The organism is Burkholderia sp. Bp9012 (assembly GCF_003853825.1).
In the GTDB taxonomy this organism is placed as follows: Bacteria; Pseudomonadota; Gammaproteobacteria; order Burkholderiales; family Burkholderiaceae; genus Burkholderia; species Burkholderia diffusa.
This window is the reverse complement of sequence record NZ_QTQA01000015.1, coordinates 178,460-192,742: the sequence shown is the minus strand read 5'-3', so window position 1 is coordinate 192,742 and position 14,283 is coordinate 178,460. Positions and strand designations below refer to the sequence as shown.

At 64.2% G+C, this 14,283-nt stretch carries 15 protein-coding genes; 8 read left to right on the top strand and 7 right to left on the bottom strand.

Annotation, left to right across the window (positions count from 1 at the left end; all coding sequences use genetic code 11):
- Positions 1 to 618 precede the first annotated feature (618 nt).
- From DIE11_RS21550 to DIE11_RS21535, 4 genes are all read left to right on the top strand, one after another.
- Complete coding sequence (locus DIE11_RS21550; protein ID WP_059533163.1) at positions 619 to 1,836, top strand: DUF2863 family protein; 1,218 nt, start codon at positions 619 to 621, stop codon at positions 1,834 to 1,836.
- A 209-nt stretch (positions 1,837 to 2,045) separates the two neighbouring features.
- Positions 2,046 to 2,882, top strand: a complete 837-nt coding sequence (locus tag DIE11_RS21545) for a response regulator transcription factor (protein ID WP_124626899.1) — start codon at positions 2,046 to 2,048, stop codon at positions 2,880 to 2,882.
- 75 nt (positions 2,883 to 2,957) lie between these two features.
- The gene (locus tag DIE11_RS21540; RefSeq protein ID WP_059600449.1) at positions 2,958 to 3,632 is read left to right on the top strand and encodes an energy-coupling factor ABC transporter permease; all 675 of its coding nucleotides are present in this window, start codon (positions 2,958 to 2,960) and stop codon (positions 3,630 to 3,632) included.
- Between the two features lie 136 nt (positions 3,633 to 3,768).
- Entirely contained in the window at positions 3,769 to 4,419 is a 651-nt protein-coding gene (locus tag DIE11_RS21535) for a BspC domain-containing protein (protein WP_124626897.1), read from the top strand.
- A gap of 82 nt (positions 4,420 to 4,501) precedes the next feature.
- Here the strand turns inward: DIE11_RS21535 and DIE11_RS21530 are convergent, their stop codons facing one another.
- Together DIE11_RS21530 and yaaA are read right to left on the bottom strand one after the other, a co-directional pair.
- Positions 4,502 to 5,656, bottom strand: coding sequence for a M14-type cytosolic carboxypeptidase (locus tag DIE11_RS21530; protein WP_124626895.1), 1,155 nt, complete (start codon positions 5,654 to 5,656; stop codon positions 4,502 to 4,504).
- An 88-nt stretch (positions 5,657 to 5,744) separates the two neighbouring features.
- Positions 5,745 to 6,527 carry a peroxide stress protein YaaA gene (gene yaaA, locus DIE11_RS21525; RefSeq protein WP_059600446.1) on the bottom strand — a complete coding sequence of 261 codons (783 nt, stop codon included), beginning with the start codon at positions 6,525 to 6,527 and terminating at the stop codon, positions 5,745 to 5,747.
- 57 nt (positions 6,528 to 6,584) lie between these two features.
- On the opposite strand from yaaA, the gene DIE11_RS21520 reads away from it, so the two are divergent.
- Positions 6,585 to 7,082, top strand: a complete 498-nt coding sequence (locus DIE11_RS21520; RefSeq protein WP_124626894.1) for a putative toxin-antitoxin system toxin component, PIN family — start codon at positions 6,585 to 6,587, stop codon at positions 7,080 to 7,082.
- A 33-nt stretch (positions 7,083 to 7,115) separates the two neighbouring features.
- On the top strand, positions 7,116 to 8,288 hold the full coding sequence (locus DIE11_RS21515; RefSeq protein WP_124626892.1) for a pyridoxal phosphate-dependent aminotransferase: 1,173 nt from the start codon (positions 7,116 to 7,118) through the stop codon (positions 8,286 to 8,288).
- Positions 8,289 to 8,337: 49 nt separating this feature from the next.
- Here DIE11_RS21515 and DIE11_RS21510 read toward each other — a convergent pair whose 3' ends face one another.
- A complete protein-coding gene (locus tag DIE11_RS21510) occupies positions 8,338 to 8,994 on the bottom strand; it encodes a glutathione S-transferase (protein ID WP_059600443.1) in 657 nt (218 codons plus the stop codon).
- A 211-nt stretch (positions 8,995 to 9,205) separates the two neighbouring features.
- On the opposite strand from DIE11_RS21510, the gene DIE11_RS21505 reads away from it, so the two are divergent.
- Together DIE11_RS21505 and DIE11_RS21500 are read left to right on the top strand one after the other, a co-directional pair.
- Positions 9,206 to 9,997, top strand: coding sequence for an oxepin-CoA hydrolase, alternative type (locus DIE11_RS21505; protein WP_124626890.1), 792 nt, complete (start codon positions 9,206 to 9,208; stop codon positions 9,995 to 9,997).
- A 173-nt stretch (positions 9,998 to 10,170) separates the two neighbouring features.
- Positions 10,171 to 10,863 carry a glutathione binding-like protein gene (locus DIE11_RS21500; RefSeq protein WP_059600441.1) on the top strand — a complete coding sequence of 231 codons (693 nt, stop codon included), beginning with the start codon at positions 10,171 to 10,173 and terminating at the stop codon, positions 10,861 to 10,863.
- 51 nt (positions 10,864 to 10,914) lie between these two features.
- Here DIE11_RS21500 and DIE11_RS21495 read toward each other — a convergent pair whose 3' ends face one another.
- From DIE11_RS21495 to DIE11_RS21480, 4 genes are read right to left on the bottom strand one after another with little or no spacing between them, the layout of a single operon-like run.
- Positions 10,915 to 11,391 (bottom strand): MaoC family dehydratase, encoded by a 477-nt coding sequence (locus DIE11_RS21495; RefSeq protein WP_059600440.1) that lies wholly within the window; start codon positions 11,389 to 11,391, stop codon positions 10,915 to 10,917.
- Positions 11,388 to 11,849, bottom strand: a complete 462-nt coding sequence (locus DIE11_RS21490; RefSeq protein ID WP_124626888.1) for a MaoC family dehydratase — start codon at positions 11,847 to 11,849, stop codon at positions 11,388 to 11,390. Before DIE11_RS21490 ends, DIE11_RS21495 begins: the two co-directional genes overlap by 4 nt.
- A gap of 34 nt (positions 11,850 to 11,883) precedes the next feature.
- Complete coding sequence (locus tag DIE11_RS21485) at positions 11,884 to 13,017, bottom strand: acyl-CoA dehydrogenase family protein (protein ID WP_124626886.1); 1,134 nt, start codon at positions 13,015 to 13,017, stop codon at positions 11,884 to 11,886.
- 19 nt (positions 13,018 to 13,036) lie between these two features.
- Positions 13,037 to 14,233, bottom strand: a complete 1,197-nt coding sequence (locus tag DIE11_RS21480; protein WP_124626884.1) for an acyl-CoA dehydrogenase family protein — start codon at positions 14,231 to 14,233, stop codon at positions 13,037 to 13,039.
- Positions 14,234 to 14,283 lie beyond the last annotated feature (50 nt).

Sequence of the window (14,283 nt, the reverse complement as noted above, 5' to 3'; positions counted from 1 at the left end):
GTGTAAGGCATGCCGCCAGCGTTCAATCTGAGCCAGGATCAAACTCTTCAGTTTAAACCTGTTACTGTTTTCGGTTCGGTTAAGAACCGGTCGCTCACTCAAAGCTGACAGGAATATGAATCACTTCATAAACCTGACTTACTTTAGTGTGAGACTCTTGATACTTTCGCTATCTGACCCGAAGATCAGCTCGCTTCCATCAAGCGCCCACACTTATCGGCTGTTAATTTTTAAAGAGCATTTCTGCGAGAAACCTGAAGTTTCTCAGCAGCGCTGCGTTTTCAGCAGCAGAGAAGCGAGATTATGAACCGTCTTTTTCAGTCAGTCAACAACTTTTTGAACTGCTTCGTTGCGACGACTAGGTTCAACTTCATGTGCGCCGGGGCTCTACAACCGCCCCTCCATCGCACCACTTCCCTTCTTCCCCCGCGCCGCGTTTCCGTTAGCGCGAAAGAGGCGTGATTCTAAGCAGCTCCCGGCAATCGCGCAAGGGGTTGATGGATTTTTCTTCATCCCCGCCGATTCGGCCTTCCGGCCATGCCGGAGCACGAGACCGCTTATGGTGCAAAGAACGGACTAGAATGTGAGGTTCTTCGCCCCTTTCTATACGTATTTAATATGCGCCAGCGAATCGCCAAACGCCTCCCCCCCGACGCCGACAAACTGGTCGGCCTGTCGCTTGCGCTCTTCGCCTCGGGCAGCCGCATCGAGGATCGCTTCTGGGAAGCGAAGCTCGATGCGCTACTCGCCAAGATCGTTCGCAACGGCAACCAGACCACGCTCGACGCGGCACTCGACCATCTGCAGCAGAACCACCCTGACGCCTATGGCGCGCTCGCCGACATGGCCGAGACGCATAGTGAATCGATGGTGATCGAGCACGACGGCCAGCCGTACGATGCGCTGCTGGTCGCCGTTCCCGTTCTTGCCTGGACGCGCTATATGATCCCGTCGGGCCCGCTGAAAGGCGACGTCGCCGACGCATTGCGCACGCACCTTCAGGCGCACGTGCTCGCTACCGGCACGCTGGTCGGGCTGGCCCCGTTCCTCTACAGCATCGACCAATTGCCGCGCCACCACGTCGAGACCTACCGGCTCGCCCAGCAACTCGCGCACGCGGCGCTCGGCCAGCATGCAGCCAAGCTCAGCTTCGGCGACCTGCCTGAAACCTCGCCGATCCTGGCTGACCCGCGCTTCCTCCTCGCCGTCGTCGCCGCTCCAGCCGGCGCACCGCTGTTCCGCTGGCAGGAAGAAGAGCACGGCAATCGGATCGAACGCGGTCAGTGTCTCGAGCAATGGACCGCGCAGGGTGGTCCGAACCTGTCGATTGCCCTCCCCGGCTGCGAGTTCGAATGCCTGCTCCCGGACGCATACTATTCGGCCTGCCGTGATGCGGACGAGCGCATCCGTCCGCACACGGTCCGAACGGCTATACGTTATCTTTTCGACACACTTGGTACGGCACCGCAAGAGCTGCGCGCCGTGGTCGCGGGCTTCGGCGAGCGCCGGATCGACGAGTATCGCGTCGGCTTCACGCGACGCGCCAGCAACGACGTGATCTATGGCGTCGTGTGGCCGCTCTACGGCCGCGAAAACGGCGACGTGTCGATCGACAGCGCGACGCTCGAAGGTGAAGCACCGATCGAAGGGCCGCTTGAGGAGATCGTAAGTCTGCTGAAGGAATGCGGCGTGACCGACGTCCGCCGGCACGCGGGCCGCTTCGAGCCTGAATACTGCGACGACTGCGGCGTGCCGCTCTATGCGGATCCGCTCGGCGAGATCGTCCACGCGGAAATGCCAGAAGACGCGTCGCCCGCCCAACCGCACTTTCACTGATCGTGCACCGCAGGCCCCCAGCGCCTGCCCGACGAAGCCGCTCCCGGTTCCAGCCGGAGCGGCTTTTTTCTCGTCCGCATTTCCCTCACTCGAAATTTCAGACTTCTCCTAAGCCTTTCAGCCAAGCAGACTTCGTGTAAGGTTTTTGTCATTATCGGATCCAACGCATGCCAACGGCAGCTCAATGACTCACCTTACGGAGGTTGAATATGCGGTTCCTGGTGCTGAACTCAGACGCCGAACGGCGTGACGGACTGAAGGCCCTGCTGCGGCAGATCGACCGTCACGCCAGTATCAACGATGCGCCCGATGGCTTCCAGGCGCGCCGGCTGCTGCGCACCCAGCGCTTCGACCTCGTTGCCATCGACTGGCTGGACGTCGGCCGCCTCTGCGAACTCCAGGCGCTCTGCAGCGCCTGCTCGCCGACACCCGCCGCAGTACTGATCGACGAATCCACGCCGGAAGCCATCCAGCGCTTCTACAACTATGGCGTCGCGGGTGTGATCCCGCACTCCACGCGGCCGCACCTGATCGTGCGGGCACTCGAAATGGTTCTGCTGGGCGGCCATTACATCCCGCCCATCGCACTCAGCCTGCTGCCCTCCACTGCCGCAGTACGCCACGACGCCCATTTCCAGACGCTCGCAGGATCGCTGCCGCGTCGCCCGCCAAGCGGCCTCCTCTCGCCGAGACAGGCGCAGATCATGCGCTTCGTCCATATGGGCAGCACCAACAAGATGATCGCTCGCACGCTCGGCATCAGCGAAGGTACCGTGAAGATCCACCTCGCAAGCATCTTCCAGCAGCTGGGCGCGGCAAACCGTGCCGCCGCAGTCGCGATCTACAACGGGTGGCTGTCGCCGCATCTCGAGGTATTGCTGGCGAACCGTGATCGTGCAAGCAAGCCCGTCATCGGCGAACGCGGCCCGGTTCCGCTGCGCAAGCAACGGAACGACCGTCCATACCCGCTGCCCGCCGCGAACGCCGACACCCGGGACCTGCCGCTCGCGGCCGAACCGCCGGCGCGGTTTCGGCGCGAGCGCTGATCGGACAGTATCGATATTGCGACGGTCGACATGTGCGGATTCCCACCTTTGATGCTCAACGAGTAATATGGACGCATGGGTTTTCTTTTCACACCGCTTCCGCTCTGGGTTGGCATCGGTGGCTGGATCGCCGCCGTGGCGCTGCTCGCGCTCGCGCTCTGGAATCGTCCCTTCGTCCGTCTCCAGGACGCAACGCTCCAGCACGTGTGGCTCGCGCTCGTCACCGCGATCACGGTGCTCTGGGCCTCGAACGCGTGGCTCGAAGACGGCATCGTCATGCACCTGCTCGGCGCGACGCTGCTCGTCACGCTGTTCGACTGGACGCTTGCGCTGATCGCGATGGGCGCCGTCACTGCCGTCGCCGCTATCGTCTTCGATGCGCCGTGGCAAGGCGTCGGCGTCACCTATCTGATCTACGGCGCGCTACCGGTCGCCGTGTCCGCATTGCTGCAACGCGCCGCGATCGCGCGGCTCCCGCACAATCTCGCGTCGTTCATCACCTGCCAGGGATTCCTGTCACCGGCCATCGCGATCGTCACCGTCGCCGCGGCTGCGGCCGGTGTCCGGCTCGTTCTCGCGGACGGCGTGCCCGTCGTCATTCCCGCAGGCTATCTGCTGAACACCGCGCTGCTCGCGCTCGGCGAAGCGTGGTTCACCGGCATGGCCACCGCACTCATCGCCGTCTATCGTCCGGCGTGGGTCACGACGTTCGACGTTCGGCGCTATCGCCTCGGCGGCCCGCGCGCCTGAACACGCCGGTCCCGGTGCGATCGGTGCGCATGACGATCCGCTTCCGCAGCGCGGGAGAGCGCGACATCTACTGCCACACGACTTTTTTACGCTAAGATTGAACTCCTGTTCTTCATCGGGCATCTATACGTGCCCGATGTCTCATTCGCTCCTCACCAATAACCAGATGGACAGCTCACCTGCCTCGCTCCGGATCTTCCGGGCGTTCGGCAAGCTGGCAGCCTGTGTCGCGGGCCTGTCGCTTGCGCTTCCGGCACCGGTATTCGCCGACCTCCTCGATCAGCGCTCCGAACTGATCAACAAATTCGTCAATGAGATGCATGCGGATCCGATCGTCGCCGATTGTGCGGCGCACGGCAGCTTCATCGCCAGCACATCGACGGCCTTCGACCGCGTCGACTTCGCGCCGAACGCGTTCGAAAATGGCAACGCGACGATCACGCCGTGGAACGATTCGTTCGATCAGGGCAAGCAGCGCGTGAAGGTCGACAACATCGTCACCGTGGACGGCCTCGGCGTCCACAGCGACGGCAGCGATCCGACACCGCTGAAATTCCGCTGCGGCTATGTCGGACAACAAATGCTGGCGTTCAGCTGGAACGATCCGGTGCCACCACTGAAGCCGCGTGTCGAGCGCCCGTCGTCGTCGACGAAGAAGTTCAAGGGCAAGTCGCACCGCGGCAAGGCCAAGACATCCGGCCGCACCTCCAAGAAGGCCGTCGCAACGCAAAAATCAAGCGGCCAGAAGAAAGCCGTGAAGAAGAAAACCGCGAAGAAGAAGTCCTGATCCGACGGAGCGGCAACGACAGAAGCAAAAAAGCCGGCGCATCGTGCGATGCGCCGGCTTTTTCATATCGACGAAGGTACGCTTACGCGAACGTCTCGACGTGCACCAGGATTGCCGCCAGCATCGCCGCGCCGAGCGCGGCGCTCCGCTCGCCGTTCCAGCCGACCCGCTCGTCCGGAAGGTTCGCATTGTCCTTGAACGGCATCTCGAGCGTCAGAGACAGGCAGCCGAACTGATGGCCGATGTACTTCGACGCGAGCTTGAGCGCGTCTTCCTTGTACTTGCTCGCCGCATAACCGTGCTCGTTCTGGAAATCCGGGCTCGCGACCTTGAACGCATCGATGAATGCGGTCTGCTCCTTGCCCTGCTGCTCCGTGAAGCTCGGCAGCATTTCCGAACCCGCGACGAACACGTACGGCAGATCCTCGTCACCGTGAATGTCGAAGAACATGTCGCAGCCGATCGAATGGATCGCATCGCGCACAGCCAGCACTTCGGGGCTGCGCTCGGTATCGGGCGCCATCCACTCGCGGTTCAGGTTCGCACCCGCCGCGTTGGTGCGCAGGTTGCCGTGCACGCTGCCGTCCGGATTCATGTTCGGGACGATATAAAACGTCGCGCGGTCGTATAGCTTGCGCGCCACCGGATCGCCCGTCCAGTCGCCCCACCCGGCCAGTCGCTTGACGAGCCCTTCGACGAACCACTCGGCCATCGTCTCGCCCGGGTGCTGGCGCGCGATGATCCATACCTTCTTCTTCGGTGCGCCGTCGACCTCCGGCGTACCGAGCGTCAGCAGCGACATCGGACGGCCTTCGACCGTTCGGCCGAGCTCGACGACGCTCGCCTGCGGCAATTGCTGGACCGCGCCAAGGAACGCTGCATGACGCTCCTCCGAGTACGGCTCGAAATACGCGTAGTAGATGCTGTCGAACTCGGGCGTATGGTCGATGGTCATCGTCTTGCCGTCGAACGTCGTCGGCACGCGGAACCAGTCGACCCGGTCGTAGCTCGCGACCGCACTGTAGTTACGCCATCCCGACGGATACGCGCATTCGGCCGCATTCTCGAACGACATCACGCACCGCGTACCGCGTGCGCCCGTCAAGCGGAAGTAGAACCATTGGGCGAATTCCGAGCGGTTGTCGCCGCGTACGCGCAGCCGGATCGCGTCGGGGCTGTCGCACGACACGACGTCGATGGCGCCCGCGTCGAAATTGCTGGTGATCGAAAGGGTCATCTATCTCTCCAGTGTCGACCGGAACCGGCAGTTTGCCGCGGGTCCGGCCTCATGCATGCGCCGGCCGTCTCGTGAACGGCCGGCTTGGTCATTCGCCGATTCGCCGGCGATATACGTAAGTCGAATCATTCGACGCAGCGGCATCGAACGCGTAGTCTTCCACCGCGAAATCCTTCAGCGCCGCCGGTTCGGCGATGCGGTTCTCGACGATGTAGCGCGCCATCAAGCCACGGGCGCGCTTCGCATGGAAGCTGATGATCTTGTAGCGGCCGCCCTTCCAGTCCTCGAACACCGGCGTGACGATCGGCGCGGCCAGCAGTTTCGGCTTGACCGACTTGAAGTACTCGGTCGACGCGCAGTTGATCAGCACGCGCGCCGCGCCGCTGCGCGTCTCGAGCTGCTCGTTCAGCGCCCGCGTGATCCGGTCGCCCCAGAACGCATACAAATCCTTGCCGCGCGCGTTCGCGAATCGGGTACCCATCTCGAGCCGGTAAGGCTGCAGCAGGTCGAGCGGACGCAGCAGCCCGTACAGGCCTGACAGCACGCGCACGTGCTGCTGTGCGTAGTCGAGATCGGTGGCAGTCAGCGATTTGGCATCGAACCCTTCGTACACGTCGCCGTTGAACGCGAGCACAGCCTGCTTCGCGTTGGCCGTCGTGAAGGTCGGCGACCAGTCCGCATAGCGCTGGAAGTTCAGCCGCGCGAGCGGGTCGGAGATGTCCATCAGCGTCGAGATGTCCTGCGGGGACAACTTGCGCAGGCCGTCGATCAGTTCCGACGCATCGTCGACGAATGCAGGCTTCGTGTAAGACGGGACGTGGGCGGGCGTATCGTAGTCGAGGGATTTGGCTGGGGAGAGAACGATTATCATAGAGGCTCGCTGGCACGCCGTGCCTTGCGGTCAGACGAAAACCACCGATTGTAACGAATGCCCCGCTCCCTCGCCCCGCATGCCGCACATCGCGTCGTGCTCGACTCGAACGTCTGGATCGACATACTCGTATTCGACGACCCTGCCACACGCCCGATCCGGGCTGCGCTCGAACGCGGCACGCTGGCCGCCGTAATCGACGGCCGCTGCCTGAACGAACTCGTGCTCGTGCTCGATTATCCGCAGTTTCAGGCGCGCGCGATCGACAAGGCCGAAGCGCTCGCGACCGTCGCGCGCCTGACGAGCCTCGTCGAGCCACCGCCCGTCGACGCCGGCGCGCCCCCCCTGCCAAAGTGCAAGGACCGCGACGACCAGAAATTCCTCGAGCTTGCGCGCGCCGCGCAGGCGGACTGGCTCGTATCGAAGGACCGTGCGCTGCTCAAGCTCGCGAAGCGCACCGCGCGCGATTTCGGCTTCCGGATCGCGCAGCCCGCGCCGTTTACCGAAGCCTGCGCGCTCGATGCCGCGTTGGCCACCACTACCACGCCGGCCTGAAGGGCCCGGCACCACCCGCTTGCGACCGTATCGATGAACGCTCCTTCCGACATGCCCACGACTCCCGTTTTCCCCTCGCGCCTGCCGAACGTCGGCACGACGATCTTCACGGTCATGAGCGCGCTCGCCGCCGAGAAAGGCGCCGTGAACCTCGGCCAGGGCTTCCCGGATTTCGACTGCGACCCGCGCATCGTCGACGCGGTCGCAACCGCGATGCGCAACGGTCACAACCAGTATCCGCCGATGGCCGGCGTCGCGCCGTTGCGCGACGCGATCGCCGGCAAGATCGCGCAGGTCTACGGCCGGCTCTACGATCCCGCCACCGAGATCACGGTCACGGCCGGCGCGACGCAGGCCCTGCTGACGGCGATCCTGTGCGCGGTCCATCCGGGTGACGAGGTGATCGTCGTCGAACCGACCTACGACAGCTATCTGCCGTCGATCGAGCTCGCCGGCGGCAAGCCCGTGTTCGTCACGCTGGAAGCGCCCGACTATGCGATTCCGTTCGATCGCCTGGCCGCCGCGATCACGCCGAAAACGCGAATGATCATGATCAACACGCCGCACAATCCGACCGGCACCGTGTGGCGCGAGGCCGACATGCGCAAGCTCGAGGAGATCGTGCGCGGCACCAACGTGCTGATCCTGTCGGATGAAGTGTACGAACACATGGTCTACGACGGCGCGCGGCATGAAAGCGTCGCACGCTACCCGGAACTGGCCGCGCGCAGCTTCATCGTGTCGAGCTTCGGGAAGACCTACCATGTGACGGGCTGGAAGGTTGGCTACGTCGCGGCGCCTGCCGCGCTGACCGCAGAGTTCCGCAAGGTCCATCAGTTCAACGTGTTCACGGTGAACACACCGATGCAGGTCGGGCTCGCCGAGTACCTGCGCGATCCGGCACCGTACCTGACACTACCCGACTTCTACCAGAAGAAGCGCGACTTCTTCCGCGCCGGCCTCGAGCGCACGCGCTTCAAGCTGCTGCCCTGCCCCGGCACGTACTTCCAGTGCGTCGACTATTCAGCGATCAGCGACTTGCCCGAAGCGGAATTCTCGAAGTGGCTCACGTCGGAGATCGGCGTGGCGGCGATTCCGGTGTCGGCGTTCTATCACGAACCGCACGAATCGGGCATCGTGCGCTTCTGCTTCGCGAAACAGGAAAGCACGCTGGCATCCGCACTCGAACGGCTCGCACGCCTGTAAGTCCTGCATGGGCGGCCGGGCGCGGTACGACACCGCGCCCACGCTGCGCTTACGAACGCGCAGCGCTCGTCGCCTCGACATAGGCCTTGCGATCAGCCGCCACGCGCTGCGCGGCCGGCCGCTCACCGACCAGCTTCGCGTGCGCCTTCCAGTCAATGCCGGCATCAAGCAGGAAATCGCGACCGAAGATGGCCTTCGTCGCCATGCCGATCACCGGCAGATGGATCGTCGCGGCAATGTCCGCAAGACTGAACGTGTCGCCGAGCACGTAGGGCGAGAACTGCGTCATCCGCTTGAACGCATCGATCGAGCGCGGCAGGCGCTTCTCGACGTGCGCCTTCGTCCCGTCGCTGACCTTGCCGCCGAAAAACGCTTCCGTATAGACCTCGCGCGTGGTCCATTCGAGATACAGCTCGAGCGTCTCGACGAGTTCACGCACCTTCGCGGCCGCGAACGGTCCGGCCGGGAAAATGGCCTTGTCGGGATAACGCGCCGCCAGATATTCGATGATCACCTGCGATTCGAACAGCGCGCCCTCTTCCGTCTTCAAGAACGGAATCTTGCCGAGCGGCGAATCGGCGAGCAGTGCCGGATCGCTGATCGGCAGGCTGCATGCCATTTCCTCGAACGGGATGTCATGTTCGAGCAGGACGAACTTCACCTTGTTGTAATAGTTGGACAACGGAATACCGCACAGCTGTAGCATCGGAGTCTCCTTCGTTGCTGAAGCGCGACCGCGGCAATGCCGGCGGCATCGGGATGCGTCGCGCTGAAAAGCACGTTCGTGCTAGTCTAAAGCAGTTTCGCGTCTGTCACGACAACAACGCATCCGCTGCGGCAGCACCCTCACGGGTATGCGCATGCGCCCGCGTAGCATGCGGTGCCGCAGCCTCGCCATCCGATGGAGACACACTCGCATGAGTGCTGAACTGCTGGCCTCGCGTCCGCCCGAGAGCGAATCGACGCTCGTCCTCACGCTGTCCAATCCCGGCGCACGCAACGCGCTGCATCCCGACATGTATGCGGCCGGCGTTGAGGCGCTCGCCACCGCCGAGCGCGACCCCGCCATTCGCGCGGTCGTGCTCACGGGTGCCGATCGCTTCTTTTGCGCGGGCGGCAACCTGAACCGGCTGCTCGATAACCGCTCGAAGGATCCGTCCTATCAGGCCGACAGCATCGATCAACTCGCCGCGTGGATCACGGCGATCCGCGCAGCGACCAAGCCCGTGATCGCGGCAGTCGAAGGTGCGGCGGCCGGCGCGGGCTTTTCGCTCGCGCTCGCGTGCGACCTGGTCGTTGCCGCGCACGACGCGAAGTTCGTGATGTCGTACGCGCGTGTCGGCCTCACGCCCGACGGCGGCGGCTCGTGGTTCCTCTCGCGCGCACTGCCGCGTGCGCTCGCCGCCGAAATCCTGTTCGAGGGCAAGCCCGTCGCGGCCGACCGACTGCATGCGCTCGGCGTCGTCAATCGGCTCGCCGTGCCCGGTGCCGCGCTGTCCGACGCGCTCGCGTGGGCCGACTCGCTTGCCGGCATCTCGCCGAACGCGCTCACGCGCATCAAGTCGCTGCTCGACGATGCGACCGCACAGCCGCTCGATGCGCATCTGGACACCGAGCGCGATCACTTCGTCGCATCGTTGCATCATGCGGACGCATTCGAAGGGATTACCGCATTCCTCGAGAAACGCCAACCGCGCTACAAGCGCTGATACGCAAGCCATCGCCGTTCCAGCGGCGTTTCGGTCGCCGCAACGCCATGCACGCGCAGGCGCGCGGCCGCACGTTTCCGTCGCCTGCAGTCCGCATCGATCCATGCTCTAATGACCGCCTGTCGCGGCGCCCCGCCGGCGCCGTTTTCGCGCATGCAATAAAGGAGTTGACGATGATCGACGTCTACAGCTGGGCGACCCCGAACGGCCACAAGGTACACATCATGCTCGAGGAAACGGGCCTCGCGTATCGTGCGCATCCGGTCGATATCGGTGCGGGCGACCAGTTCAAGCCCGAATTCCTGAAGATCAGCCCGAACAACAAGATCCCCGCGATCGTCGACTCGGACGGCCCCGGCGGCAAGCCGATCTCGCTGTTCGAATCGGGCGCGATCCTCGTGTACCTGGCGGAAAAGACCGGCAAGTTCCTGCCGACCGAGCCGGCCGAGCGCTACGCGACGCTCGAATGGCTGATGTTTCAGATGGGCGGCGTCGGCCCGATGCTCGGGCAGGCGCATCACTTCCGGCTGTATGCGCCGGAGAAGATCGAGTACGCGGTCAATCGCTACACGAACGAAGCGAAGCGCCTGTACAACGTGATGGAAAAGCGTCTCGGCGAATCCGAATTTCTCGCCGGCGACACGTACACGATCGCGGACATTGCGACGTTCCCGTGGACGCGCTCGTGGCAGAATCAGGGCATCGCGCTCGACGAACTGCCAAACGTGAAGCGCTGGCACGAAACGATTGCCGCGCGTCCGGCCGTGCAGCGCGGCGTCGAAGTACTTGCATCGCTGCGCAAGCCGCTGCAGGACGACAAGGCGCGCGAAATGCTGTTCGGTGCGACGCAATACGCAAAGCACTGACGAACCACGCAACAAGAGACGCGGCGGCATCCATCGACGCCGCCGCGCGCATCAGAAATAGTGCAGCGTGATGAATTCCGCCGCGCAAACGAGCAACGGCACGTCCGGACGCTCGACCTGCATCGACACAGACCACGTCACCTGCACGCCGCCCTGAGCGGCCTCTGCGGCTTCCTTCACCGCGAACAGCGCGCGCACGCGTGCGCCGACCGGCACCGGCTTCAGGAATCGCACGCGGTTCAGTCCGTAGTTCACGCCCATCTTCTGCTCGAAGCGCATCGCATCGGTCATCAGCGCGGGAATCAGCGACAGCGTCAGGAATCCGTGCGCGATCGGGCCGCCGAACGGCGACTCGCGCCGCGCCCGCTCGGGATCGACGTGAATCCACTGATGATCGCCGGTGGCGTCGGCAAAACCATCGACGCGACGCTGGTCGATCTCGACCCAGCCGCTCGCGAGCGGCTCCGCGCCGACCCGCTCGTGCAGCGCTTGCGCCGACGCGATAAGCGGCACTGTCACGTCCGTCATGCGTCCACTCCTTGCGGATGACGCAGTCCGAAGATCACCTTGGTATGCACGGTGATCACCGTGTCGCCGGCACCGTTGACGCCGATCCACTCCGTCGACACGATGCCGCGATCGGGCTTGCTCGCCGACACGCGCTTGTCGTGGACCTTCTGGTACATCGTGATCGTGTCGCCGGCACGCACGGGCTTGAGCCAGCGGATCGAGTCGATGCCGGGCGAGCCCATGCTGGTCGAATCCGGCCCCAGCTTCTTGATGAGCAGGCTCATGAACACCGAACACGTATGCCAGCCGCTCGCAACCAGTCCACCGAACGGCGATGCCTTGCCGGCCACTTCGTCGAGGTGGAACGGTTGCGGATCGTAGCGTTGCGCGAATGCCTTGATATCGTCCGATTCGAACGTATAGCGGCCGATTTCGGTCGTACTGCCGACTTCCAGATCTTCGTAACTGATACCCACTGTCTATCTCCTCTGGCGCGCGCACGCGCCGCCGTCACGCCGCGTCGGATTGCGCGAAATCCGGCAGGGCCGCAATGCGCGCAAGATGATGATCGGTGTCGCCGAGTGTCGTCTCGATGATCGACAGCCGCTTGAACAGGTGTGCGGCGGCTACCTCATTGGTCACGCCCATGCCGCCGTGCAGTTGCACCGCCTGCTGCCCGACGAAGCGTGCGGCCGCGCCGACCCGGGCCTTCGCGGCCGACACCGCCTTGCGACGGGCATCGGCATCGCCGCCCGCGTAACGCACCGCAGCCAGGTAAGTCAGCGAGCGCGCCTGCTCCGCATGAATCAGCATGTCGACCATCCGGTGCTGCAGTGCCTGGAAACGTGCAATCGGCACGCCGAACTGTTCGCGCGTCTTCGTGTATTCGACCGTCACGCGGTTCAGCTCGTCGAGTGCACCGACCGCTTCCGCGCAAAGCAGGAAGGTCGCGTAATCGGCAATCTGCTCGAGTGCGGCCGCATCGCGTGCGCCGCCCGTCAGCTGCCGCGCAGGCGTGTCACGCAGCTCGATCGTCGCAGCGCGCTGGCCGTCGATCGTCCGGTAGTCGACGAGTTTCGCCCCCGCGGCATCGCGCTCGACGACGAACAGGCCGATGCCGCCGCCGTCTACCCGAGCGGGTACGATCCACGCATGCGCCTGGGCGCCGTGCTGAACGACCGACTTGGTTCCGGTCAGTCGGTACGTGCCGCCCTGCTCACGCGCGTGTGTATCGAGCGCGTACAGGTCGTAGCGCGCCCGCGGTTCGTGGAACGCAACGGCCACGCGCTTCTGCCCTTGTGCGACCGCTTCCAGCAGCGCAGCATCGTCACCCGTGCCGGACCCGGCGACACGCAGCGCCTCGATGCCGACCGCCGTCGCCCAGTACGGCTCGACCACGAGTGCACGGCCGAGCTCCTGCATCGCGACCAGCATGTCGACCGGGCCGCCGCCGAAACCGCCCTGTGCATCCGGCACGGGCAGCGCGGTCAGGCCCAGCTCCGCGAATGCGCTCCATTGCGCGTCCGACACGCCGGCATCGCTTCGCACGATGGCCTGGCGTGCGTCGAAACCGTATTGCTCGCCGAGATAACGACGCAGCGCGTCGGCAAACTGTTGCTGCTCATCGGTAAAGCTGAAATCCATGGTTGTCTCCGTTCCCTGATCACAGCCCCAGGATCATCTGCGCGATGATGTTCTTCTGAATCTCGTTCGAACCGCCGTAGATCGACGTCTTCCGGTAATTGAAGTAGTAGGCCGCGAGCGGCGCGGCATCATCGTCGCCCGCGCTGCTGTGTTCGCGTTCGCCCTCGAGGAACGGGACGTCGAACGGCGCGGCGAGCGGCCCGATCGCCTCGAACATCAGCTCGGTAAGCGCCTGCTGCACCTCGGTGCCCTTGATCTTCAACATTGATGCCTCGGGGCCCGGCCCCTTGCCGCTCGTCTCGCGGCTCACGACACGCAGCACCGTCACCTCCAGCGCCATCAGCTCAACTTCGAGCGCGGCAACCTTCGCGGCAAACACGGGATCGGCGAGCAACGGCTTGCCGTTCTTGCGCTGGTTCGACGCCACGCGTTTCAGGAATGCGAGCTCGCGCTTCGACGCGCCGACGCGTGCGATGCCGGTGCGCTCGTGGCCCAACAGGTATTTCGCGTAAGTCCAGCCGCGGTTTTCATCGCCGACGAGATTCTCGACGGGCACCTTCACGTCCTCGAAGAACACCTCGTTGACTTCGTGATCCTCGTCGAGCGTGATGATCGGGCGCACCGTGATGCCAGGCGTCTTCATGTCGATCAGCAGGAACGAGATGCCCTCCTGTTTCTTCGCCGCCGGATCGGTGCGCACGAGACAGAACATCATGTCCGCGTACTGACCCAGCGTCGTCCAGGTCTTCTGGCCGTTGACGACGTAGTGGTCGCCATGACGTTCGGCACGCGTGCGCAGCGATGCGAGATCCGACCCGGAGCCCGGCTCCGAATAACCCTGGCACCACCAGTCGGTACCGTCGAGAATGCGAGGCAGATAGTGGCGCTTCTGCGCTTCGCTGCCGTATTTCATCAGCACCGGCGCGACCATCGATACGCCGAACGGCAGCACCGTCGGCGCGCCGATGCGTGCGCACTCCTCATCCCAGATGTGGCGCTGCGTCGCGTTCCATTCCGGACCGCCATATTCGGCCGGCCACGCGGGCGCGGACCAGCCGCGCTGGCCGAGAATCCGGTGCCAGCTCGCGAAATCCTCGCGGTCTAGTCGTTTGTGATCGAGTACCTTGGCGCGCAGTGCATGAGGCAGGTTGGCCTCGAGCCAGACGCGGACGTCGACGCGGAACGCGTCGTCGGCGGGGGAGTAATCCAGATCCATGCGCAGTGTCTCCTGGCCGCGGCCGTCCGGCCCGGCAAGGACACACTGCG

Bases quoted from the DNA above. Each gene is read 5' to 3' on its own strand.
- DIE11_RS21550 (WP_059533163.1), top strand. From the start codon at position 619: ATGCGCCAGCGAATCGCCAAACGCCTCCCCCCCGACGCCGACAAACTG.
- DIE11_RS21545 (WP_124626899.1), top strand. From the start codon at position 2,046: ATGCGGTTCCTGGTGCTGAACTCAGACGCCGAACGGCGTGACGGACTG.
- DIE11_RS21540 (WP_059600449.1), top strand. From the start codon at position 2,958: ATGGGTTTTCTTTTCACACCGCTTCCGCTCTGGGTTGGCATCGGTGGC.
- DIE11_RS21535 (WP_124626897.1), top strand. From the start codon at position 3,769: ATGTCTCATTCGCTCCTCACCAATAACCAGATGGACAGCTCACCTGCC.
- DIE11_RS21530 (WP_124626895.1), bottom strand. From the start codon at position 5,656: ATGACCCTTTCGATCACCAGCAATTTCGACGCGGGCGCCATCGACGTC.
- yaaA (WP_059600446.1), bottom strand. From the start codon at position 6,527: ATGATAATCGTTCTCTCCCCAGCCAAATCCCTCGACTACGATACGCCC.
- DIE11_RS21520 (WP_124626894.1), top strand. From the start codon at position 6,585: ATGCCCCGCTCCCTCGCCCCGCATGCCGCACATCGCGTCGTGCTCGAC.
- DIE11_RS21515 (WP_124626892.1), top strand. From the start codon at position 7,116: ATGAACGCTCCTTCCGACATGCCCACGACTCCCGTTTTCCCCTCGCGC.
- DIE11_RS21510 (WP_059600443.1), bottom strand. From the start codon at position 8,994: ATGCTACAGCTGTGCGGTATTCCGTTGTCCAACTATTACAACAAGGTG.
- DIE11_RS21505 (WP_124626890.1), top strand. From the start codon at position 9,206: ATGAGTGCTGAACTGCTGGCCTCGCGTCCGCCCGAGAGCGAATCGACG.
- DIE11_RS21500 (WP_059600441.1), top strand. From the start codon at position 10,171: ATGATCGACGTCTACAGCTGGGCGACCCCGAACGGCCACAAGGTACAC.
- DIE11_RS21495 (WP_059600440.1), bottom strand. From the start codon at position 11,391: ATGACGGACGTGACAGTGCCGCTTATCGCGTCGGCGCAAGCGCTGCAC.
- DIE11_RS21485 (WP_124626886.1), bottom strand. From the start codon at position 13,017: ATGGATTTCAGCTTTACCGATGAGCAGCAACAGTTTGCCGACGCGCTG.
- DIE11_RS21480 (WP_124626884.1), bottom strand. From the start codon at position 14,233: ATGGATCTGGATTACTCCCCCGCCGACGACGCGTTCCGCGTCGACGTC.